Origin of the sequence: Methylomonas subterranea, assembly GCF_024505185.1 — a bacterium.
GTDB classification, from domain to species: Bacteria; Pseudomonadota; Gammaproteobacteria; order Methylococcales; family Methylomonadaceae; genus Methylomonas; species Methylomonas subterranea.
In genome coordinates, this window is record NZ_JANIBJ010000005.1 from 108,209 (window position 1) to 129,072 (window position 20,864).

The following is a 20,864-nucleotide window of genomic DNA, read 5'->3' on the forward strand; positions in this document are numbered from 1 at the left end:
TTCCATAAACATCTATAAACCCAATGGACTTGTTAAAGCCCTTAAAACAAAAAACCCCATGAAGGGGCTCTTTGAAAAAACCGGGTAAGCATGGTGCCCAGGGACAGAATCGAACTGTCGACACGAGGATTTTCAGTCCTCTGCTCTACCGACTGAGCTACCTGGGCATTTGTTGTTTGCTTGTTGCTGACAGCAAGTAGTCAACAATCCGGCCATTCTACAGTACGAAATGGATTAAAGCAATCGCGGCGTGACAATTTTATTGCCAGCCCGCCGGAGCCGGTGGGTAAGGGTAGGGCTGAATGGTTATGGCAGCGCCTTGCGGATTGCCAAGGGCGCCGGCAGCTTCCAGATAGTAATAGATGCCGGCGGCCAACAGTAATGCGCTCAGGCAGGCCAAGGCGATTTTCCAGATACTGTAAGGCCGCTCGCCTTGCACCTTGCCGGTTCTGCCGTTGATGACGAAACGATAGGATTTGTCCCGGTAACGGAAGGCGGCCGACCAGACCGGCAGCAGACAGTGCTTATAAGTGGTATTGCCGTGACGGGTGTCGACCCGGTGGATACGTTGGTGGTCGCCGCCGATGTCCCGGCAAATGTCCAGATAGATTTGGTCGTCCATCACTTGCCGGGCCCGATCGAAGCCGTCGGCCAGTTCCACCTGATAATATTCGCTGCGAAAGCCGCTCAGATAATTTTCGTCGTAGGGGACCAGGGCGTGTAAATCCCAGGGTTGCAGGGCGTCCAGAATCTTGCGCGGCAAGGAATGGCTGGCACCCACCAATACGTCGTCGAAAAAACGCTGAACCCGGCCGCCGACCGGTGTCCAACGTATCTTGGGCACTTGCCGGGTCTCGGTGACCACCCGGTTGTTTCTGACCACTTGCACCTGTTCCCGAACGTAATAGACGTCGCCGCGCTCGCCGCTGTAGGTCGTGGAGGTTTGGCTGTCGAAGGTCCAAAACGGCAGATAGACGCCGCTTAATTTGGTATCGCCGCGAGCGTACTTTTTGACCGCATTCGGTGCGAACCACAGACCGGCAATCCATTGTTGAAAGCGCCGGCGCGCGGCGGCTTCATCGATGCCGAACGGCAACAGGGCTTTGGGTTGTATGGGTTTAATTTCCGCCGTGGCGGCCACGATAGGCGTGCCGCAAAAGGGGCATTCGCCGGCGTGGATTTTGGCCTCGAATTGAAAACCGGCTCCGCATTCATTGCAATGTATGGTGGGCGCGGCCGCCGTGCTTGCGGGTGATTGGGCCAATTGCCGCAAGGCTTGCCCGAGGTCGTATTCCTCGATGGCGCCGCCGCGCGCTTCGATAAGGTTTTGCGTGCCGCAATGCTCGCACAGTAAATGCGTGGTGCCCGCTGCGTATTTAAGTACCGCGCCGCATTGTTGACAGGGAAATTGCAGATTGGCGGGCTTTTGGCGTACGGCCTTGAAAACGGCTGACATTTAAGTTTTCGGCAGGGGCGGCGGCGCGTGGGCAAATGCGGCGGCCAAGGCTTCAACATTTTCGGCCGCCGTCCATTCAACCAGCGCCGCCGTCCACACCAACGTGTCTCGGCCGACTTCGCCGATTTTGATTTTCTCCCGCAATTGCTCGGCGTTGAATGGTCCTTGTTGCCTGCCGTCTATCGCGGCGAAATAGACCGTATCCAGGGGTAACGGCGGCGGCGATACGCTAGCCGGGGCCGGCGGATTGCCATGGGCCAGATTTTGCGCCATCGCAAATCCCATACCCAAGCCAATGCCTTCGCCGGCCGCGCCGGAGGGATTTTTCGCCGCCGCCGCCAAGGCCTCGGCGGTTTGAAATTGGCTATAACGGCCCAAGTCGCCGATGATGCCCATGCTGGTGCGCTTGTCCAGCGCGGCTTCCACTTCGGGCGGCAGTGAGATATTCTCCACCAGCAATTGCATGACATCCAGGCCGTAGGCAGCGAATTCAGGGCGGATTTTTTGGGTGATGAACTCGCCCAATTCGTCGTAGTTGGCCGCCAAGTCCAGCAGCGGTATGCCGGACTCGCCCAAAATATCGGCAAAACGGGACACGATCAGATTGCGCAATTGATCGGAGATGTCGCCGGTCTGGAAATGGCCGCCGCTGCCGACGATTTCCAGCAGGAATACGCGGGGATCGCCGACGCGCAGCGTATAGGTGCCGAAAGCCCGCAGCCGCACCGGGCCGAACTCCTTGTCGCGCAGCATCAACGGGTTTTTGGTGCCCCATTTCAGATCGGTAAAGCGGCGCATGTTGATGAAGTACACTTCGGCTTTGAACGGGCTGGAAAAACCGTGCGGCCAGCTTTGCAGCGTGGTCATAACCGGCATGTTACGGGTCTCCAGCTGATACAGGCCGGGTTCGAACACATCGGCGATGCGGCCTTCGTTGACCAAAATCGCCGTTTGCGACTCGCGCACGGTCAGCATCGCGCCGTATTTGATTTCGTTGCCGTAGCGTTCGAAGCGGTACAGCATGGTGTTGGGCGAGTCGTCTGTCCACTCGATGACATCGACAAACTCGCCGAACAATTTGTCTAAAATTCCCACCGCTAAACTCCTAGGCCGAAGCAGACGGGCTGTTTTGCGCCGAAACCAGTGCCTTCTTCAGCTCGGCTTCGCATTCCTGCAACTGCAGCACGGCCTCGTCGCGCATCTTTTTGCCTTCATCGGCAATTTGCAGGCTTTCCTGTATGGTGTCGATCAGGGCCTGATTGGCTTGCTTGATCACCTCGATATCGAACACGCCGCGTTCCAACTGTTTGCGGGTTTCCGCATTGGCCAGTTTCAGGTTTTCCGCGTTGGCGGCCAGCAAGTCGTTGGTTAGGTCGGTTGCTGCCTTGACGGTTTCGGCGGCCTGCGAGGACCGGAATATCGTCACCGCCGTGGCCAACTGTTGCCGCCAAAGCGGAATGGTGTTGACGATGGTGGAATTGATTTTGTTGACCAGGCCTTTGTTGTTTTCCTGTACCAAACGGATGCTGGGCAGGCTTTGCATGGCCACTTGCCGGGTCAGGCGCAAGTCGTGTACCCGTCGCTCCAGATCGTCGCGGACGGCCCGCGCATCGCGCAGATTTTGCGCCGCGAGAACGTCTCCGGCGGTTTCCGCGGCTGCAGCCAGCTCCGGCAGCACTTCGCCGTCCAGCTCGCGCAGCTTTTCGTCGCCGGCGGCGATGTAATCTTCCAGGGTATGAAAATACTCCAGATTGGCCTGATACAGTCTGTCCAGCGATGCGATATCGGTCAGCAGATTGGATTTATGCTTCTCCAGTCTGTCGGTGATGCTGTCTATCTGTTTACGGACTTCTTCGTATTGTTGAATGAACTTGACCACCGGCTTGGCCTTGCCCAGCAATTTGGCCAAGAAGCCGGGTTTTTTGTTGGGGTCCAGTTCGTCGATGTCGAAGCCGCGAATCGTGGCGACCATATCGTTCAAATCTTGGCCGGCGGGCCCCGTGTCCTTGTTTTTGACCCCTTCCAGCATGCGGTCGGAAATTGCGGTCAATTGCTCCTGGGCCTTGCTGCCGAAGAATAAAACCGACTGTGAATCCCTGATATCGATTTCCCCGGCCAGCTGGCGTATTTTCAGCTGTTTTTCCGCCGGTGCATCTGCCGGGGCAACGAGGTCGGTTCGCGCGCCGGCTAGGACTTCCCGGCCGGCGGCCGGCGGCGTTGCCGACTTTAACGGAGTCTCGGCCAGTCGGCTTATGGAGGTTTCTTTTGTGCTCATAACGGTTTGGTCCTGTAGTGAAAATACCCAATCAGAGAATGCCTTCGCGTTTGAGTTGCTGCGTCAATACCTCGATCTTGACGTCCAGATCAAACACATCTTCTTCCAACAATTTTTGTTGTTGTTCTTGAAAAGCCGCTTCAATTGCGTCCAGGGCTTGGGTGAAATTGCCTTCCAACGCCCGCGAACCGGCTTGCCGGTGGGTTTTGGCATAGCCCTGAATCACCTGCAGCACGTTTTCCAGGTACACGTTCAGGAACTTGCGCGCGCGCCGGATTCCGCGCGGGTCGGCTTCCAATTCGGATATCACGCCGTCGGCTATTTCACAGATTTTGGCTATGCGCCGGTTGAGTTCGGTATGGACGATGTTGCGATTGGCCTGCTCAATGTCTCTGATAATAGCCAGGGCGGCGGCCAGGATTTGCTTGATTTCCGCGCTGGAATAACCGTGCGCGGCCGTGATGGGATTGGCGGTGCGCCTATCGAAGCCGTAGCTCAAATACATGCCCAACAATGCACCGCCGGCATACAGGGCGGCCATTAACGGCTCTTGCCGAGCGCCGAAGACCGCCAACAACCCGGTGGTGGCCGCCACCAGCAGGGCCGAGCATAATTTTAATGGCCATTTCGCGGGGCTGGTGAGGCGCGCGCGCGGGGTGGGGTCTTCCGCCCGCAAGCCCTTGCGCAGTAAAACGGCGGCTAAACAATAGCAGGCAAAGGCGCCGGCGTTGATCAGCACCGCCATGGCATGACCCTTGATGAGACCGATCACGACCGCCGGAATCAGCGCCAAGGCCAGAAAATACAACAACAGGCCGCGCGGCGAGTATAACCGCGCGGCTTCGCCCGTGAAGCGTTTGGCGGCGTTAAGTTTGGGGACTTGAGGCATGGGCAACTACCATTAAGTGCTTGGCTTGGTTCGACTTGCCGCTATGACGGCCAGCCTGGAATGGTGTCAACGTGGGCGAACGGCGGTCGAATCGGCGAGCGGTTCGGCTTTCAGCATGGACTGGCAAGTGGCCAAACCCATTGTCGACAGCAACAGAATAAACCCCAGGAAGCGTATGAAAAATTTTGACATGCTGAATAGTAACTACACTGGCCGATAAAAAACAACCCGATTTGTGCTTCAACGCTAAACCGTGAAATCGAGAAGGCCGGACCGATCAGGTTTTGCTGTTCAACGGCAACCGGGCGCAGCCGGATTGACGCTCATAATCAATCCTCGGAACCGAGTGCTAGCATTCTACGGGCCTTAAAACCTGTTCAAGCTCATTCGCCGAAACAAGCGTTTCGGCGGGGAAGCGCTTTACGCTCCGACCGGCACCAAAGCCAAACTGCATCGATGATGCGAGGCTTGCAGTTGATGCCGCGGTTTCGGCCGAGCAGGCTTTATGATGGTGAAATACCGCCTCGGTTTACCGCATAGGATTTATACGGCAGCGCCGATGGCGTTTGAATTAAAAAGTCGGGGCGATACGGGCTATCAACGTCTCTCGTCGCTTTCTTCGCCGATTTCCCATTCCTCGATGGCGGTCTCGATGATGTTACCGCTGGCCGCATCGACCTCGACTTTGGTTTCGATGCCCTTGTCGTTGACGATATCGAATTCATAGGACGAGGCGCCTGTGTCCTCTATTTCGTACTCGACTTCCTCTATCTTGCCGGGGTTGGCTTTCAGGGCAATCGCGGCGGCGTCTTCTTCGGTGATTTTGACGTTTTTCTTAAAAGCCTGGCTGTTGGGGTCGGCGACTTCAGCCTCCTTCTCGATCAGCTTGCCGCTGTCCGCCTCACACATAAACTCCCATTCCCGCCGGTTATCGTCGCGCAGTTCCAGTTCGTAAACGCCCTTGCCCGACACATTAAGTTTTTCCAGCTTGATCAGCTCGCCCGCCTTTTCCTTTTTGACCGCCCGAATGCAATTTTCAAGGCCTTGATCGAAAGCCGGGGCGTTGACGGATAGTAGGCTAAGACCGCTTAATGCGGCAATTTTCAATACTGTATTTTTCATGAGTTACCTTATTAAAAAATAGAAAAAATTCCCGAATATAGGCTGTCGTTGCTCGCAGCCGACAATCGGGCCATGTTTTGGGCGAAATCCACCCGGTTTTTCCGCCCCGCGCAGGAGGGGCTTGTGAGACAAACTCCCGCGTTGGTGGCGCGGCGATTGACCGTGGTTCGGCGGCCGATACCCGGCCGATGTGGCGCGGAGCAGGCTTCGACCTGAACGATGACCGCCAAGCGGCGACGTTCCCGATCACCGATGCCTTATCGGTCCGCCACCTCCTTGATTAAGCCGTGGCGGTTGGCTAGCAGGGCCAGTTCCGACAGGGTCTTGATGCCTAGTTTATCCTTGATGGTGGTGGCGTTGTTGCACACGGTTTTGTGGCTGACAAATAATTGCTCGGCCACCTCGCGGGTGCTTTTCCCCTTGGCCAGCAGGCAGAAAATATCGAACTCGCGCGGAGTCAATTGCTTGATCCTCTTCTCCTGCAAGGCTTCGTCGGACGTATTCATGGCCAATTTTTGCGCCAATACCGGCGCCACGAAAGTGCCGCCGGCGGCAATGCAGGTCACCGCCGTTATCAATAGTTCGGGGTCGCTGCTTTTCACCAAATAACCCTTTACGCCGGCCTTGATGGCGCGGGAAACGTAGATCAATTCATCATGAATGCTGAATACCAGAATCTTGCACTGCGGGTCGCGGCTCAGCAGGCGGCGGATTACCTCAAAGCCGCCGATGCCCGGCATCGATAGATCCATCACCACCACCCGCGGTCGGTGTAGTTCGTATATTCGGCAGGCGCTTTCGCAGCGGTCGCTCTCGAATACAGAGCCAATGTGTTCCGAAAGTCCCAGATAGGTTTTGAACCCGGTTCGTACCACCGCATGGTCATCCACCAACAGCACGCTGATCTTTTCGTCCAAAATAATTACCTCCGTTTAGCCAAGTTTATTAACGCCGACATCTCGAACGGACTAAATGGTCGCCCTAAGCGGGCCCAATTGCTATTGGGAGATTTTCCCTTTTGACTACAAGCACTACCGGACAGCAACAGCTAAACGGGAAAATAACCCGCTTAAATCAAGGCTTGCGGCCCTGTTTGACGCGGCTCCTATCCCGATAAAATGGCCGGTTGAACGCGACATTCGGGAATTGTTCCCGGTCTAATCAGGGCCTTATTCCCTGTTGATGGACGGGGGCTATCCATAAAATGTGACTCGGTTAACGGATTGCCGACACTTGCGACAAGGATGTTGCGAACCAACCCGAATTGAATGTGTTTCCCTCGATTTTTACCGACTCAATCTGCGCCGCGAAAGTCTTTGCCACGCAGATTTTTTTTGGCCGCCGAAAGGGGAGGCGAGCTATCGATTGATGTGACCGGCCCCCGCGCGGGACAAGATGAGAACCGAAAAACCACCATTAAACCACCTGCTGACCAAATACCTATTCGTTGTAACGATCATGCTTTCGATGATAAGTACCCCGGCATTGGCGCAGGCCGCTCCGTTTTTCATGACGGAACTGGAGTTCAAGGATTCCAAGGTTGCCGACATCATCCGTGTGTTGGCCGAAGATGCCAAGGTCAATATCGTTGCCACCCCGGAAGCCGGCAAAAAAGACGTCACCATTTTTCTGAAAAAAGTCACCCTGGAAGACGCCATCAAAGCCATCTGCCGCATCAGCGACCTGTGGTACCGCTACGACGACAGCGGCCAGGGTACTTTTCGGCTGATGACCAAGGAAGAATACAGCCAGGATTTGATCCTGGGCCAGGACGACAACATCAAGGTTTTTCAGCTGCGCAATCCCAATGTGATCGCCATCGCCATGGCGATTCAGAATCTATATGCGCCCAGGGTGCGGGTCAGTTTCAATCCCGTGATGAGCGGCGGCATGGGTATGGGCATGGGTGGCTTCGGCGGCGGCCGTAGCGGTGGTTTGGGCAACCGTGGCGGAATGGGAGGCATGGGCGGCTTCGGTAGCGGCATGAGTGGCATCGGCGGCGGTTTCGGAGGAATGGGCGGTTTCGGAGGTGGTTTTGGCGGCATGGGTGGCTTCGGTGGCGGCATGGGGGGCTATGGCGGCGGCTATCGCGGCAACGGCAATAATTCCAATTTCTACGGCGGCCGCAATTACGCCGGCAACAACCGTTACGGCATGGGGGGCATGGGTAATTTCGGTTATCAGGAACGCGTGCCCGGCGACTTGAGCGTCGATCAACTGGAGCAACTGTCGGCGGATACAGGCGACGGCAAGCGCGTGGAAGCCGACAAGCTCAGCGAAGTGTCCGGCATGAACAAAGTCGTCTTCGTCACCGTCAACAGCGAACACAACCAGCTCATCGTCAAAAGCAGCGACCAGGGCATCCTCAAATCCATCGGCAATCTGGTTGAACAGATGGACATCCCGCAGACCCAGGTCATGTTGGAAATGAAAATCATCGACGTCAAAGTCGGCGAAGACTTCAAATCGCTGTTCAACTTTGAAATCAAGGACACCAAAATCCAGGGCGACAGCCTCAACCCGTTGATCATGGGCGGCGCGGCCGCGCTGACCGGCGGCGGCAGTTTTGTTTACGAATTCGTCAGCGAAAAAGTCAAAGCCAATATCGAATTTTTAGAGCAAAACAACCGACTCAACGTCATTTCCAATCCGATGCTGGTGGCCTCCAATCATCGCCCTGCCAGTCTGTTCGTCGGTGAAGAACGCATCATGGTGCGCGGCTATTCCGTCGATAACGTCGACAACATCAACACCACCCGCACCATCACGACCCCGGAAACCGAACTGGAAGAGATCGGCACCACTCTGCAGATCATTCCGCACATCAACGATGACGGCAGCATTCAAATCCAAATGCTGCAAGAAAACGCCACCCTGAATGAAGCCGCCGCCAATATTCCCGTGGTGGACACAACCAACGGCGGAGTCGTGAACCTGCCGGTCGACACGATCACCACCGCCCGCATGCAGGGCGAAATCTTCGCCAAACACGGTTATACCGTGGCGGTGGGCGGCTTGATTCGCGACAGCTTCTCCCGCAACCGCCGCAAGGTGCCGTATCTGGCCGACATTCCGTTGCTGGGCAACGTGTTCCGCAACACCGAAGACACCGAAAGCAAATCGGAAATGGTTCTGCTGATCACGCCCTACATCCTGAACGAAAAGGACGACCGCCATCGGCAATACGACCCCACAGGCCGCTACCACCAATACGCGCCGGATATTTCCATGCAAGCCAAGCCGGTGCCCCAGCCGGAACACCCGGAAGCCCCCGCTTGCGGCCAATACTGCGCGCCGCCCAAACTGCGGAACTCCGACTTATGAAACGCAATTCCGCACCCTGGTTCCCGCGCCCCGCCGTGGCAAGCCATACCCGTTGGGTAGGGTGGGCACGCTTTATGTGCCCACGCGCAACGGACGCCATCGCGCGTGGGCAAAAATGCCCGCCCTATAACGGCTTTCAATCGCGGGCCGGACTGCTATGCGTTACTGCATTAATGCTAACCACCGCCTGCCAACCGGCCTTCATCGGCATAGACTCGGACGCCGACGTAGCCGCCGAAAACTGCTACGCCTACCGCTACGGCGACAAATTGCGCAAGATCAATTTCGCTCAGGCCTTCGATTGGTGCCACCGCTCGGCGCGCTTCGGCAACCCCGATAGCCAGACCCTGCTCGGCGAACTGTATTACCTGGGCTTGGGCGGCGGGCAAGACTTCAAGCTGGCGGCGCAGTGGTTCGAAATGGCCGCCAAGCAAGGCCACGCCCACGCCCAGTACATGCTGTACCGCATTTATGCCGTCGGCAACGATCCGGCGGAACGGGAAAAAGCCGAATACTGGCTGCAACAGGCCCGCGCCGGCGGCTACAAACTGGCTCAATAACCCGGACAAACACTCACGTAACAGACTGAAAAATCATGAACGACACCCTGGAAAAAACCGCCGATCCGCTCAAACGCAAACTGCTGCAACTGCTGGACGACGTGTTGCGCCACGACGGCTTCGGCGAGATTCGGGTGGAGGTGAAGATACTCAAACGCCAGCAAAAAGAAGTCATCCTGCACTGCGGCAAGCAATACCGCTTTGTGGTGGACATGCCGGACGGCGGCGCTTGAGCGGGCCCGCGCGGCGGTTATCCGGATTTCCGGTTCCCACGGTCCGCCGTGGGAACCCACGCGGGAGCGCGGGAACGAGGGATTTCCTCGGAGTGGCTGGGGGTGAGGGAAAAAATTTTTAAAAAACGAGTGCGAACGGGTCGCATCGATAGTCATTAAGTAAACCGATGGCCAATAGACCGCGCGCGGCGGTTGAGGGTCTATAACAAGAGAACAACGATGAAAATGAAACAGCTCAAATTACAGGCGCGCCAAGCGGGTTTCACCTTGCTGGAATTGCTGGTGGTGATTACCCTGATCGCCGCGCTGGCCGTCGGCGCCCTGATTGCTTACGACGGCGTCGGCGACAAGGCGCAGGCAGCGGCGGCGGCCGATGCCAACGTAAAAATCGACAACGCGATTAGGCAATATAAAGCGGTAACAAATTCTTACCCAAACCAATGGGATAGTTTAGTCAGTTCTCAAGGAGCATCCTTGATCAGCGCGTTACCATTTCAACTAACCAATAATTCCGGAAACGCTCCTTTAAAGGTTGCACCATGGGCCATACCTGTGGCGGCAAAAGCAAATATTGCCAGATCCTTAGCCAACGCCGGCATCAACGAAATTCAATATTGGAAAGTTGCTGATGCAGCGCAAAACTCGCCAGGCATTATTCCAAATCTTGCGCACAATGAAAGTTTCAATCGTCTGAATGCGGAAGAACTCGAACACTGGGACTATGAAAATGCCGCAATGGATGACGACCTGGATTTCATCGCGGTAGTGCCTTCCGGTTTTGGTAATCCAGGCACTGTTGATCAATGTCAAGCAAATGGGGGCGCTATACCAACGACAGCTGCTTTTGGCGGTTTTAATGCTGGTGTGAACTACATTCAAAATCAACTAACTGACGCATTGTCAGATAGCCGCTGCTACTTAGTAGTTGCATTGGGTTTCGGTAGCGATGCCGCCGCCAGCACTCAAAAGAGTTCGGTAGCTATTGGTAAAGCCCCTAGCTTCGGAAAAACCGATACCACTAACCCCGATAACAATGTCGATCCTAATAGACATTATTCGCGCTATATAGGCCTTTTCCTGGTCGGCGACGAGACAAGGGGTACTCGTGACGGGAATATTACAGACAACGAGTATCTCCCCAAAGCCAAGCTTCTGACCATCATCGCGCCGGACGGCACGATTGCCGATCAAAACCTGGCCACGGCCGTACAAAACTAAGGGTTTGATGCCGGTAACGGCCTGAACCTCGGTTTTCCGGTTCCCACGGTCCGCCGTGGGAACCCATGCCGGCCCGAATGCTGGTATGCCTTCCCATTTATGCCCCGCGGGTACGCGTGAGCACGGGAACGAGAAACCGCCAAAACCCGGTTTAAGCGCTGCCCTTGTGTCAGGGGCAACGCTTAAACCCTTTGCCCTGCTTCCCACGGTCCGCCCCGTGGGAACCCATGCCGGCCCGAATGCTGGTATGCCTTCCCACTTATGCTCCGCGGGTACGCAGAGCGCGGGAAGGAGAACAAAACCAAAGAAAACCGATATTGACAGACGCTTTTTCCAGGAACGACTCCTTTTCAACCTTATTTGCCGTATGACTCCAATCGCCTTCGCTTCATCCCGAATCGCTCCCACGCTGCTGGCTGCTATTCCGGTACTGCCGTTGTTCGCGCCCTGGCAACTGTTTCCGGTGACGTCGTTTCATCAGGAATGGCTGGCAATCGCCGCCGGCCTGTTGGCCTGCCTGTGCGCCTGGCCGGCGCTGTTCAAGGCGCAACATCTGGCGATACCTGTCATTGTCTGGCTGCCGCTGGCCCTGGCGGTTTTCATCCTGCTGCAAACGCTGATGTTGCCGGGGCTGATTGTGCAGCATGCCGGCATGGCGGTCGCCTATTTATTGTGGGCAGCGTTGTTGATGGCAGCGGTCGGCTTGTTACAGCAACAAATCGGCCGGGCGCGGTTGAGCTTATGGCTGGCGGGCGGCTTGCTTGCCGCCGCCGTTTGGGCCGCCGCCCGGGAATGCGCGGCTCGGCCGTGGAACGAAGAAGGTATTTGGGGCGGTACCGGTCAGCCCAACCTTTACGGCGACTTGTTGGCGCTGGGCGGAGTATCGTTGCTGTATCTGCGGAGCCGTTTCGGATTGCGCTGGTGGCTGTTTGCGGCTTTGGGGCTGTCGATTGCATTGGGACTGAGCCTGAGCCCGTCGCGTAGCGTTTGGCTGTATTGGTTGGCGGTCGCCGTCGTCGCCGGGCGCTACCAACCGAGTTGGTTGAAACCGCTGGCCGCCGGCTTGGGCGTTTACTTGTTGTTGCAAGCAGTGTGGACCTTGGAACTGCTGCCCGGGCCGCAAATCACCGCCGCCGAGCGGGTGGCGGAACAAACCGGCGGCGGTAGCTCGCCGCGCTGGTATATCTGGACGGCGGCCCTGGAACTGTTTCGTCGGCATCCTTTGCTGGGGCACGGTTTCGGCGAGTTCGATTGGGCTTATTATCAAGCGGGTTATTACATCTTCGAGCTTCCCACCCGGATGGAGCATGCGCATAACATAGTCCTGCACTTCATGGTGGAACTGGGCATGTTACCGGTGCTGGCATTGCTGGGAGCGGTGGCGTTTTGGCTGAGGGGGCTGTTGGCGAAAAACGCTAACCAGCCGGTATCGGATGCGGTAAGCGCCGAGTCCGAACCGCCGGATGCCGACATGCTGGCCTGGATGCTGATGCTGGCGGCGGTGTTGACCATTCATAGTTTGCTGGAATACCCGTTGTGGCATGCGCATTTTCTGGGCATTGCCGCTTGGCTGCTGGCTATCGGCGAACGGCGGTTTTGGCATATGCCGTTGACCAAGCCCGCTTCGGCGCTGTTCGGCGGCTTAGTATCGCTGGCGCTGGCGGTGGCCGTGGCGCACGAATGGCAATATACCCGCATGGAGCTGGCCTTGTTGAATGCCATGGCCAAGCAAACGCCGCAGCGCGAACAAGCCTTGATCGACATCTGCCAGCAAATTCCGGACACCGCGCCGCTGTTAAAACCCTATATCCCGGTGGCTTTCACCCTGACCGGCCACCCGGAAAACCCCGCCATGCGAGAGCAGTTAGCCGTGCTGGCCGAAGCCGCCGCGCGCTTTACGCCCACCAGTAGCTTGGTATACCGGCTGGCATTGATGCAAGCATTGACCGACGACAAGGTCAATGCTCGCCAGACCATTGATAAAGCGCTGACAGCCTACCCAGCCGACGCGATTAAATTCACCGAAGAATTGTTGCGCATCCAGGCCCATGCCGGTCCGCGTATCGATGTGCTGATGGCGCGGTTGCTGCCGGTGGTCAACCCGCAACTGCAAGCCAACCTGCCGGCCGGTCTCAAGGCCAAGGTCAAGCAGGCAATCTCGCAATGATGACGGCGACCCACATCGGCAGGGTACGCAGTGCGTACCCTACGTCCCAAGCCGGCTTTACCCTGATGGAACTGTTGCTGGTAATTGCCTTGCTTGGCATTCTGGCCGGAGTGGCGACCATGGCTTATGAAGGCGTGCAGGATGAAGGCCGCGACGACGTCACTCGCTTCGAAATGGCGCAAATCCGCGAGGCCTTGTTGCAGTTTCGGCGCGATACCGGCGAGTTTCCTTGCCGGGTTTATCGAAACGGCGTTTATGCGCCGGATAGCGCGGGCATCAGCCGACTGAATTTTGTCGGCTTACCCGCGATCCCCAGTTTGGCGGATTATAGGTCTTGGTGCCGTAACGGCTTCGCCGGTCAGCAAGATGACGCCTTGAGCCTGTTGTTGAAATTTCCTTACGACGACACCGATACCGCCTTTATGGGCTTGTTATGGAACCCGGATACCAAGCGCGGCTGGAACGGGCCTTATGTTAAAGACACCGGGCTTGCCGACGGCTGGGGGCGGCGCTTTGTACTACTGTATCCCGAATTGGATTTTCGCCCGGCATATCGTTGTAAAGTCGGAGCGGGCGGCGATTTGGATGTGACAACCAGCGAATACGAATGCCTGACGGCGGACGACCCGAATTGGGACGACGCCACGTTTACCGAAGCGGCCGATACGGCCCGGCTGGTGAGTTTCGGCCCCAATGGCGTTTACGACAGTCAAAACGCCGCCAACGCCTGCGCTGCCGCCGGCGACGATCTCGTATTGTGCCTGCTGCGGTAGCCGGAACATGACAATGTATGGGAATAGCCTCTTCTCGCTGCCGGAGAACGTTTTTATCACCCTCGCCCCAGCCCTCTCCCAGAGGGAGAGGGGGCTTTTGCGTAAATCGGCCCGAGGCTTCACCCTGCTGGAAATGCTGCTGGTGATTTTTCTGATGGCGTTGGTGGCCTCCACCGGGTTGATGCTGAGCGACGGCGTGGAAGAGCAAGGCAAGTACGACGAAACCAAGCGCCGCATGGAACTGATCCGCAAGGCCATCGTCGGCGACCCGACCCGCACGGTAAACGGCGCGCCGGAGATCAGCGGCTTTGCGGCCGATATGGGGCGCTTGCCGTTGTGCTTGGCCGAGTTGTTGGAATTGGGTGACGAGATAAACCCGTCCACCAGCCCGAGAACTTTCGAATCCCCGTGCGACGATACCGTCGTTATCGCCGAATGGCATATCGACGCCACGACCGGTTATGCATCCGGTTGGCGCGGCCCTTATTTGCAGGTACTGCCGGAACGAAGCGGCGCCGCGCGCTTTCGGGACGGCTACGGCAATCAGGGCGCGACTGTTGCCGTCGACGCCTTGAATTCCGGTTGGGTCTGGCAATTGTACGAAGCGGACGAAGACCTTACGGCTGTAGCCGCCGACGCGGCGCTTCTGCGGATACAGAGCGCGGGCCTGGATGGCACTCAACCCTATCCGCCGGGGAATGTCGCCGATCCGGCCCCGGCCAACAGGCCCAATCCATTGGTTGTCGGCGACGACTGGCGGGTGCAACTGCCCTTGACGGCCGCCGTAACTTTTAAAAACCGGAGCGCGGGAAATTTACCCGTTGCGGCGCAGAATCTGGTGCTGAGAATTTATTTGTCGGATTTGACGAGCTTTATAGACGCCGACGACGGCAGCAATGATTATTTGGCCTTGGCGGCCGATTCCGTGTTGGCCCAACACAATAACAGCCAATACTTCACGCTCGATTCGACGCCGAAAATTCCCCAAGGCATGCGTTCCTACGCGGTGGTTTGTTACGAGGCGCCGCCGGCCGATCCGGCTGATTTTGTAGTGTTCGACAAGGATTGCGATGCCGGCAACGGCGCGCCGGATACCGGCAATATACGCGCTTTTAGCGTGGTTCCCCGGCAAACCCTGAACCTGAATCTCGATTGGATCATACCGTGACGCTATGCCGCTGACAGTTTGTTCCCTTCGGTTGTCAAGAGCCCGGAATGCTCCGCTTTCCGCTCGCCGTTATGTGCATAGCGGAGTAGGCCGGAATAAGCCTGTCCTTGCTGTCGCCGGGCGGGCTTATTCCGGCCTACCGAGAAATAGAAAACACTCATGAAATTCAAACGCCTGTTACCTTTTGCCAAACCTTCCGAGCTGCTGGTCTGCGAAACCGACGGCTTTTCCTTGCGCGCGGCGGTGTTGCGGCGGGTGGATGACGAGATGGAATTGCTGTGCCAGGCCAGTACCGAGCAGGTGGACATGGCCGAGGGCCTGGCCGATGTGATAGCCAGCCTGAAAGCCGAGGGCTGGCAGGGCGGCGGTTCGGCGGTTTTATTGTCGCCCGCCGTGCTTTCCACCCTGCTGGAACTACCGGTCAATCCGAAAAAGCCCAGGCCGCTGCCGCAGATGTTGGAACTGGTGCGCTGGGAGGCGGAGCCTTTGCTGTTGCAGCACATCACTCGCTGGTCGGTGGGACATTTGCTGGTTGGGCAAGGTTACATGAGCGAAGATCAGGCGCGAAGCGTAATGGACATGCAGCAGGGCAAGCTCAATGCCAACGGCAAACTGGCGATGGCTGAGCAATTTTCGCTACGTCGCTTCGGCGATCTGGCGGTAGAGCTGGGATACATCAAGCGTAGCCAGTTGAATGCCTGTTTGACCGGACAGGAATGGCTGAAGTCGGACGACGAGGCCATCGAATGCGGCTGGTTGGCACAGGGACCGGTGGAGGATATTCCCGGTACCTTCAACTGGTTGATCAGTTGCGTGCACCAAAGCTTGCTGCAGCGCTGGGCGGCGGCTTTTGCCCGCCACGGCGTGAAATTGCGCGCCATGTATCCGTTGACCGGTTGCGCGGCGGCTTTGCTGGCGGATGGCGAACGCAATGCGGTGATTCTGGAGAGCCAGCCAGGAGTCGGCTTTAGCAGTCGCTTGGCCGACGGTCACGCGACCTTGGTCAGGCATTACCTCAATCCGCATAAGGCAGCGCTGGATATTTGCCTGGAAAGCTACCATGCCCTGCACGCGCCGCCGCGCGAGCCGGTGTGGCTGGCTTGCTGGCCGCCGATGCCGGACTTGGCCGAAACGCTGGGGCAGATGCTGGAGTTGGAAGTGCACGGGTTCAAGCATCCGTTATCGGGCGCCATCGTGTCGCCCGGCATGGCCGGCGCGGCGCTGCAAACCTTGGGTCTGAGCGCCGCGCCGCGGGTTGGCGGCGTGCGAGTAGGCGGGCCGCTGCCGCCGCTGCGCGACCGGCTGGAGGTGCGAGCCGCCGCCTTGTTAATGGTATTGTTGCTGGCGGCCGGCATTTCGGAGCTGAGCTTGTGGTTGCGGCTTGGCAGCGTGCAGCGCGATAAGGCGCAAATCGACGCCGGCTGGCAAAGCATCGATACCGCGGTCAAACGCATCAACGCCCAAATCGCCGCCATCGACGAACGCAAGCAAAAAATCAAGGCTTTGCGCGGCGAACGGCAGCGGGTCGAGGCATTGACGCGCTTTTACGACGAAGAAATTCCGGAGCGCATGGGACTGGTGAAAGGCGTACTGGGCATGTTGCAAACCGTGGTCGACGACGAAGTGATCATCCAGCGCCTGGACGAACCGGGCAAACATATTCCGAAACCGGCGTCCGCCACTCCGCTCCCCCCGCCGCCGGCCAGGCCGGACGATAACGCTTTCGAAGTGGAAAATATTGTGCTGGAGGCTTGGGCCATGAGCGAAACCGCCGCGCAAACCTTTGTGCAACGGGTGAACAATACCGCGCGCGGCTGGGATTTGCAGCTGCGCGACCCCAAGGTGGCCTTCGACAAGGGGCCGATGAACGCCAACGGCTTCAGCATCTCCCTGCGCCTGGTCAAACTGGCCGGGCCGGACGGTAAAATCATTCGACAATCCGACACCGAGCGCCATGAAACTACCTCATTTGAGTAACCGCGAACAATTTCTGATTGCACTATCCGTGTGCGTCATTTTCGTCGGCGCTTATGTCTGGTTGCGCTTCATGCCGGCCAACCGCGCCATCGGCGAATTGCGCCAGGCCGCCGACGCCACCGAGCAGCGTGTCCGCACCACGGTAATTCCGGACGAACCGGAGGAGGATTTGGCCCGGCTGGAGCAACAGCTCCGGGAGCAGGAAGAATTGATGGCGGCCTTGAAGAGCCAGTCCGATTCCGCCGAGCGGCGGCTGGCGCCGCTCGATTCGCAACTGTTGATCGTGGATATCTCCCGGGTGGCGCGCAATGCGCAGGTGCATGTGCGGGTCAACGAAGACTACAAGGCGCTACCGGCCGCCGCCGCTTCGGCAAACCCGCTCCCGGCCGGCAAGAAAGCCCGCAAGAAGCAGGCGGCCCAGGTCGCCGCCGCGCCCGCGCCCGCCGAACCGACGATGCCGTCGCTTGGCGAGGGCTGGATCGCGCGCATGTCGGCGGGTTCGGCCTATGCGCGGCCGTTGCGGCGCCTGGAAGTGGAAGGTTCGTACATGGCCTTGAACCGCTTCATTCACGATCTGGATGCGCTGCCGTTTCACGTGGCGGTTTTACGCATCAGCATTGAAAAAATGCCGGTGCTGTCCATGCCCGGCTATCCGCAGGCCTTGCTGGCGGAACTGGTATTGGCGCTGTAGCCATGGCGATCAACGACGAACAATTGCTGGACGCCGGCCTGCGTTGCGGTTTGATCGAACCGCCGGTGCTGGAACGCTTGCGCCTGGAAGCCCGCCGCCAGCGCCTGCCGCTGTTGGGGATGGTGCAGGCCCACTACCGGTTTCCGCTGGCGGCGTTGTACCGGGCGGTGGCCGAACGTTTCGGCATGCCGTATCTCGACGCCCAGCCGCTGGCCGTCGAGCAGACCTTACTGAAAAAAATCCCGCCCAGTCTGGTGCAGCGCAAGCTGTTGCTGCCGCTGCGCGAAGGCGAGCGCATCTGGCTGGTTACCGGCGATCCCGGCGACCGGGCTGGTATCGATTCGGTGCAGCGCTTGTTGGGGCAGGCCTTGCCGCTGGCGATGGCCGATCTGGCGGTATTGCAGATGAAAGCGGCCCAGGCGCTGGCCGCCAAAACCGCGGCGGATGCGCCCGCCTTGTCGGCGGAAAGCGATGCCGATCTGGTGCAGGTGCTGGATAACATCATTCGCGAGGCCTATTTTCAAAGGGCCTCGGATATTCATTTGCTGACCGAAAGCCACGGCTTGCGGGTGCGTTTGCGGGTGGACGGCAAGTTGCGCGATTATCCGCTGGCCAGCGGCCCGGCCGTGGCGGCGGCCTTGATTTCGCGGGTCAAGGTGTTGGCGGGGCTGGACATCGCCGAGCAGCGCATGCCGCAGGACGGCGGTTTTTCCTACCATCTGGCGCGGCCCATCGAAAAGGGCTTCAATATCCGGGTGGCAACGGCGCCGACCCGGCTGGGCGAACGCATCACCTTGCGTTTGTTGGGCCAGGAAGCCTTTGGTCTGACCTTGAGCGACCTGGGCATGATGGACGAGGATTTGCGGCGCTTTCGCAAAGTGATCCAGCGGCCTTATGGCATGGTGCTGCTGACCGGTCCGACCGGCAGCGGCAAGTCGACCACCTTGTTTGCCGCCTTGCAGGAAATCAACCGTCCGGACATCAATATCATGACGGTGGAAAATCCCATCGAGTACACCATGGACGGGGTGTCGCAAGTGCAGACCGGGCCGAAAATCAGCTTTGCCGATGCCTTGCGCTCGTTTTTGCGCCACGATCCCGACGTGTTGATGGTCGGCGAGATTCGCGACCACGAAACCGCCGACGTGGCGGTCAAGGCGGCAATGACCGGGCATTTGGTGTTTTCCACGTTGCATACCAACAATGCGGTCAGCGCGGTGACCCGGCTGATCGACATCGGCTGCGAGCCGTTTTTGATCGGTTCCACGGTGGCGGCGGTGATCGCCCAGCGCTTGGTGCGGCGCCTGTGCCCGCATTGCCGCAAGCCGCGACCGGCCACTGCAGCGGAACTGGCGGAATTGGGCGCGGATGTGGAGCAGTTGGAAATTTACCAAGCGGGCGGCTGCGTGCGCTGCCAGGGCAGCGGTTTTAGCGGCCGGCTGGGTTTGTTCGAAACCCTGTGGTTCGACGAAGGCTTGGCGCGGCTGGTGGCGCGCGGCACCGACGAGGAGGCCCTGGAAGCCGGCGCGGGCGAGCGTTTGAGCTTTATGTGGGAAGACGGCTGCCGCAAGGTGCGGTTGGGCTTGACCACGCTGGACGAAGTGCGCGACGTGGCGTTGCATAAAACCCGGGCCATGTTGAGTATGAACTGAGATGGCGGATTTTAACTACAGCGCGCTGGACGAGCGCGGCAACGAAACCTCCGGACTGATTCAGGCCGACGACATCGGCGGCGCGGCGGCGCAATTGCGCCAGCGCGGGCTGCGGGTGCTGGAACTGCGGCCGGGACGCGGCGGGGGCGGTTTCCTGGGGCAAGCCAATTTTTCCGATTGGCTGGCTTCGCAGCGCTCGGTGCGCTTGCAGGCGCTGATTTTTTTCTTCCGGCAGATGGCCTTCATGCTGCGGGCCGGCTTGTCGGTCGCGCACGCGCTGGAATTGGCTCAGGCGCAAGTGACCAGTGCCCGGCTGAATCTGACCGTGCGCCTGATGCTGAAGGATATCGAGGCCGGGCAGTCGCTGTCGTCGGCGATGCGCAAGCATCCGCAAGTGTTTCCGGACATGGCGATCAATTTGGTGGTGGCCGGCGAGAACACCGGCGAGCTGGACGAGATCATGGAGCGTCTGGCGGTACATCTGGATAAGAAGGCGGCCTTGCGGGCGCAAACCGTCAACGCCATGATTTATCCCGCCATCGTGGTGCTGGCGGCCATCGGTGTGGGGGTGTTCATGGTGGTAAAAATCATCCCCAAATTCGCCAAATTCCTGCAAGGCAAGGGCCGGGCGCTGCCGTCGTCCACGCAAATGCTGATCGATATTTCCGATTTCGTGCGCGTCAACGGCTTGTGGATTCTGGCCGGCGCCGCGGCGGCGCTGGCACTGGTGGCCATGGTGTATATGACCCGGCGTGGCCGCCTGTTTATCGACCATGCGTTGTTAAGGCTGCCGGTGATCGGTAGTCTGCTGGTCACCGGGGCAATGGCGCAGATGAGTTGGGCCTTGTCGATTTTGCTGCGTAGCGGCGTGACGGTGTACGACGCCTTGAAGATTACCGGTAATTTGCTGGGAAACCGGGTTTACGCGGATAAGCTGCGGGAGGCGTCCGATTCGATTTTGCAGGGCCGGGATGTGGCCACCAGCATCAGCCATCCCAGAATACCCGTGTTGGTGACGCAAATGGTGGCGGTGGGCGAGAATACCGGCAGCCTGGACGCGGTTTTGCTTGAACTGGGGATTTATTTCGAAAAATTGCTGGAAATCGCCATCAAGCGCCTGTCTACGCTGATCGAGCCGGCCATGATTTTAGTGATCGGCGGCATGGTGGGCTTTGTGTATTACGCCTTTTTTCAGGCCTTGTTTTCCTTGGTGTCGGGACGCGCATGACGGGTTCCCACGGTGTTCCGGTTCCCACGGAGGACAGTGGGAACGAGGCGTAGGCCGGAATAATCCCGCCCGGCGACAGCAAGGGCGGGTGTTTCCGGCAAGCGGCCGCCGGAAACGCCTGTTCCGCGCTC

17 protein-coding genes and 1 tRNA gene are annotated in these 20,864 nt (G+C 58.4%); 11 read left to right on the forward strand and 7 right to left on the reverse strand.

Going from position 1 to position 20,864, the window contains the following annotated elements; translation table 11 throughout:
• Nucleotides 1-91 precede the first annotated feature (91 nt).
• The 7 genes from NP590_RS04185 to NP590_RS04215 form a co-directional block, all read right to left on the reverse strand.
• Nucleotides 92-167: transfer RNA gene (locus tag NP590_RS04185), tRNA-Phe, on the reverse strand.
• Between the two features lie 92 nt (nucleotides 168-259).
• Nucleotides 260-1,456 carry a TFIIB-type zinc ribbon-containing protein gene (locus tag NP590_RS04190; protein ID WP_256600983.1) on the reverse strand — a complete coding sequence of 399 codons (1,197 nt, stop codon included), beginning with the start codon at nucleotides 1,454-1,456 and terminating at the stop codon, nucleotides 260-262.
• A complete protein-coding gene (locus tag NP590_RS04195; RefSeq protein WP_256600984.1) occupies nucleotides 1,457-2,551 on the reverse strand; it encodes an SPFH domain-containing protein in 1,095 nt (364 codons plus the stop codon).
• Between the two features lie 10 nt (nucleotides 2,552-2,561).
• Nucleotides 2,562-3,731 carry a toxic anion resistance protein gene (locus NP590_RS04200; protein ID WP_256600985.1) on the reverse strand — a complete coding sequence of 390 codons (1,170 nt, stop codon included), beginning with the start codon at nucleotides 3,729-3,731 and terminating at the stop codon, nucleotides 2,562-2,564.
• 31 nt (nucleotides 3,732-3,762) lie between these two features.
• Nucleotides 3,763-4,620, reverse strand: a complete 858-nt coding sequence (locus NP590_RS04205) for a 5-bromo-4-chloroindolyl phosphate hydrolysis family protein (RefSeq protein WP_256600986.1) — start codon at nucleotides 4,618-4,620, stop codon at nucleotides 3,763-3,765.
• Between the two features lie 597 nt (nucleotides 4,621-5,217).
• Complete coding sequence (locus NP590_RS04210) at nucleotides 5,218-5,742, reverse strand: PepSY domain-containing protein (RefSeq protein WP_256600987.1); 525 nt, start codon at nucleotides 5,740-5,742, stop codon at nucleotides 5,218-5,220.
• 257 nt (nucleotides 5,743-5,999) lie between these two features.
• Nucleotides 6,000-6,659, reverse strand: a complete 660-nt coding sequence (locus NP590_RS04215) for a response regulator (protein ID WP_256600988.1) — start codon at nucleotides 6,657-6,659, stop codon at nucleotides 6,000-6,002.
• Between the two features lie 541 nt (nucleotides 6,660-7,200).
• Here NP590_RS04215 and NP590_RS04220 point away from each other — a divergent pair.
• The 11 genes from NP590_RS04220 to NP590_RS04270 all read left to right on the forward strand — a co-directional run bounded on the left by NP590_RS04220 (nucleotide 7,201) and on the right by NP590_RS04270 (nucleotide 20,733).
• Nucleotides 7,201-9,066, forward strand: coding sequence for a type II secretion system protein GspD (locus NP590_RS04220; RefSeq protein WP_256600990.1), 1,866 nt, complete (start codon nucleotides 7,201-7,203; stop codon nucleotides 9,064-9,066).
• A 173-nt stretch (nucleotides 9,067-9,239) separates the two neighbouring features.
• The gene (locus NP590_RS04225; protein WP_256600991.1) at nucleotides 9,240-9,626 is read left to right on the forward strand and encodes a tetratricopeptide repeat protein; all 387 of its coding nucleotides are present in this window, start codon (nucleotides 9,240-9,242) and stop codon (nucleotides 9,624-9,626) included.
• Between the two features lie 35 nt (nucleotides 9,627-9,661).
• Nucleotides 9,662-9,859 carry a hypothetical protein gene (locus NP590_RS04230; protein WP_256600992.1) on the forward strand — a complete coding sequence of 66 codons (198 nt, stop codon included), beginning with the start codon at nucleotides 9,662-9,664 and terminating at the stop codon, nucleotides 9,857-9,859.
• A gap of 219 nt (nucleotides 9,860-10,078) precedes the next feature.
• Nucleotides 10,079-11,077 carry a type II secretion system protein gene (locus NP590_RS04235; RefSeq protein ID WP_256600993.1) on the forward strand — a complete coding sequence of 333 codons (999 nt, stop codon included), beginning with the start codon at nucleotides 10,079-10,081 and terminating at the stop codon, nucleotides 11,075-11,077.
• Nucleotides 11,078-11,444: 367 nt separating this feature from the next.
• Nucleotides 11,445-13,244 (forward strand): PglL family O-oligosaccharyltransferase, encoded by a 1,800-nt coding sequence (locus NP590_RS04240; RefSeq protein ID WP_256600994.1) that lies wholly within the window; start codon nucleotides 11,445-11,447, stop codon nucleotides 13,242-13,244.
• Nucleotides 13,241-14,017 (forward strand): prepilin-type N-terminal cleavage/methylation domain-containing protein, encoded by a 777-nt coding sequence (locus tag NP590_RS04245; protein ID WP_256600995.1) that lies wholly within the window; start codon nucleotides 13,241-13,243, stop codon nucleotides 14,015-14,017. Before NP590_RS04240 ends, NP590_RS04245 begins: the two co-directional genes overlap by 4 nt.
• A 97-nt stretch (nucleotides 14,018-14,114) precedes the next feature.
• Complete coding sequence (locus NP590_RS04250) at nucleotides 14,115-15,185, forward strand: type II secretion system protein (RefSeq protein ID WP_256600996.1); 1,071 nt, start codon at nucleotides 14,115-14,117, stop codon at nucleotides 15,183-15,185.
• Between the two features lie 159 nt (nucleotides 15,186-15,344).
• Entirely contained in the window at nucleotides 15,345-17,162 is a 1,818-nt protein-coding gene (locus NP590_RS04255) for a hypothetical protein (protein ID WP_256600997.1), read from the forward strand.
• Nucleotides 17,140-17,853: a hypothetical protein gene (locus tag NP590_RS04260; protein WP_256600998.1), complete on the forward strand. Its 714-nt coding sequence runs from the start codon at nucleotides 17,140-17,142 to the stop codon at nucleotides 17,851-17,853. The genes NP590_RS04255 and NP590_RS04260 overlap by 23 nt, the downstream gene beginning before the upstream one ends.
• Nucleotides 17,854-17,855: 2 nt before the next feature.
• A complete protein-coding gene (locus NP590_RS04265; RefSeq protein ID WP_256600999.1) occupies nucleotides 17,856-19,505 on the forward strand; it encodes a GspE/PulE family protein in 1,650 nt (549 codons plus the stop codon).
• Between the two features lies 1 nt (nucleotide 19,506).
• The gene (locus tag NP590_RS04270) at nucleotides 19,507-20,733 is read left to right on the forward strand and encodes a type II secretion system F family protein (RefSeq protein WP_256601000.1); all 1,227 of its coding nucleotides are present in this window, start codon (nucleotides 19,507-19,509) and stop codon (nucleotides 20,731-20,733) included.
• The last annotated feature ends 131 nt before the right edge of the window (nucleotides 20,734-20,864 follow it).

What these genes read in the sequence shown, in the direction of transcription:
- NP590_RS04270 (WP_256601000.1), top strand. Translation starts at nt 19,507, where the DNA reads ATGGCGGATTTTAACTACAGCGCGCTGGACGAGCGCGGCAACGAAACC.
- NP590_RS04190 (WP_256600983.1), bottom strand. Translation starts at nt 1,456, where the DNA reads ATGTCAGCCGTTTTCAAGGCCGTACGCCAAAAGCCCGCCAATCTGCAA.
- NP590_RS04210 (WP_256600987.1), bottom strand. Translation starts at nt 5,742, where the DNA reads ATGAAAAATACAGTATTGAAAATTGCCGCATTAAGCGGTCTTAGCCTA.
- NP590_RS04265 (WP_256600999.1), top strand. Translation starts at nt 17,856, where the DNA reads ATGGCGATCAACGACGAACAATTGCTGGACGCCGGCCTGCGTTGCGGT.
- NP590_RS04200 (WP_256600985.1), bottom strand. Translation starts at nt 3,731, where the DNA reads ATGAGCACAAAAGAAACCTCCATAAGCCGACTGGCCGAGACTCCGTTA.
- NP590_RS04225 (WP_256600991.1), top strand. Translation starts at nt 9,240, where the DNA reads ATGCTAACCACCGCCTGCCAACCGGCCTTCATCGGCATAGACTCGGAC.
- NP590_RS04255 (WP_256600997.1), top strand. Translation starts at nt 15,345, where the DNA reads ATGAAATTCAAACGCCTGTTACCTTTTGCCAAACCTTCCGAGCTGCTG.
- NP590_RS04230 (WP_256600992.1), top strand. Translation starts at nt 9,662, where the DNA reads ATGAACGACACCCTGGAAAAAACCGCCGATCCGCTCAAACGCAAACTG.
- NP590_RS04240 (WP_256600994.1), top strand. Translation starts at nt 11,445, where the DNA reads ATGACTCCAATCGCCTTCGCTTCATCCCGAATCGCTCCCACGCTGCTG.
- NP590_RS04220 (WP_256600990.1), top strand. Translation starts at nt 7,201, where the DNA reads ATGCTTTCGATGATAAGTACCCCGGCATTGGCGCAGGCCGCTCCGTTT.
- NP590_RS04235 (WP_256600993.1), top strand. Translation starts at nt 10,079, where the DNA reads ATGAAAATGAAACAGCTCAAATTACAGGCGCGCCAAGCGGGTTTCACC.
- NP590_RS04205 (WP_256600986.1), bottom strand. Translation starts at nt 4,620, where the DNA reads ATGCCTCAAGTCCCCAAACTTAACGCCGCCAAACGCTTCACGGGCGAA.
- NP590_RS04260 (WP_256600998.1), top strand. Translation starts at nt 17,140, where the DNA reads ATGAAACTACCTCATTTGAGTAACCGCGAACAATTTCTGATTGCACTA.
- NP590_RS04245 (WP_256600995.1), top strand. Translation starts at nt 13,241, where the DNA reads ATGATGACGGCGACCCACATCGGCAGGGTACGCAGTGCGTACCCTACG.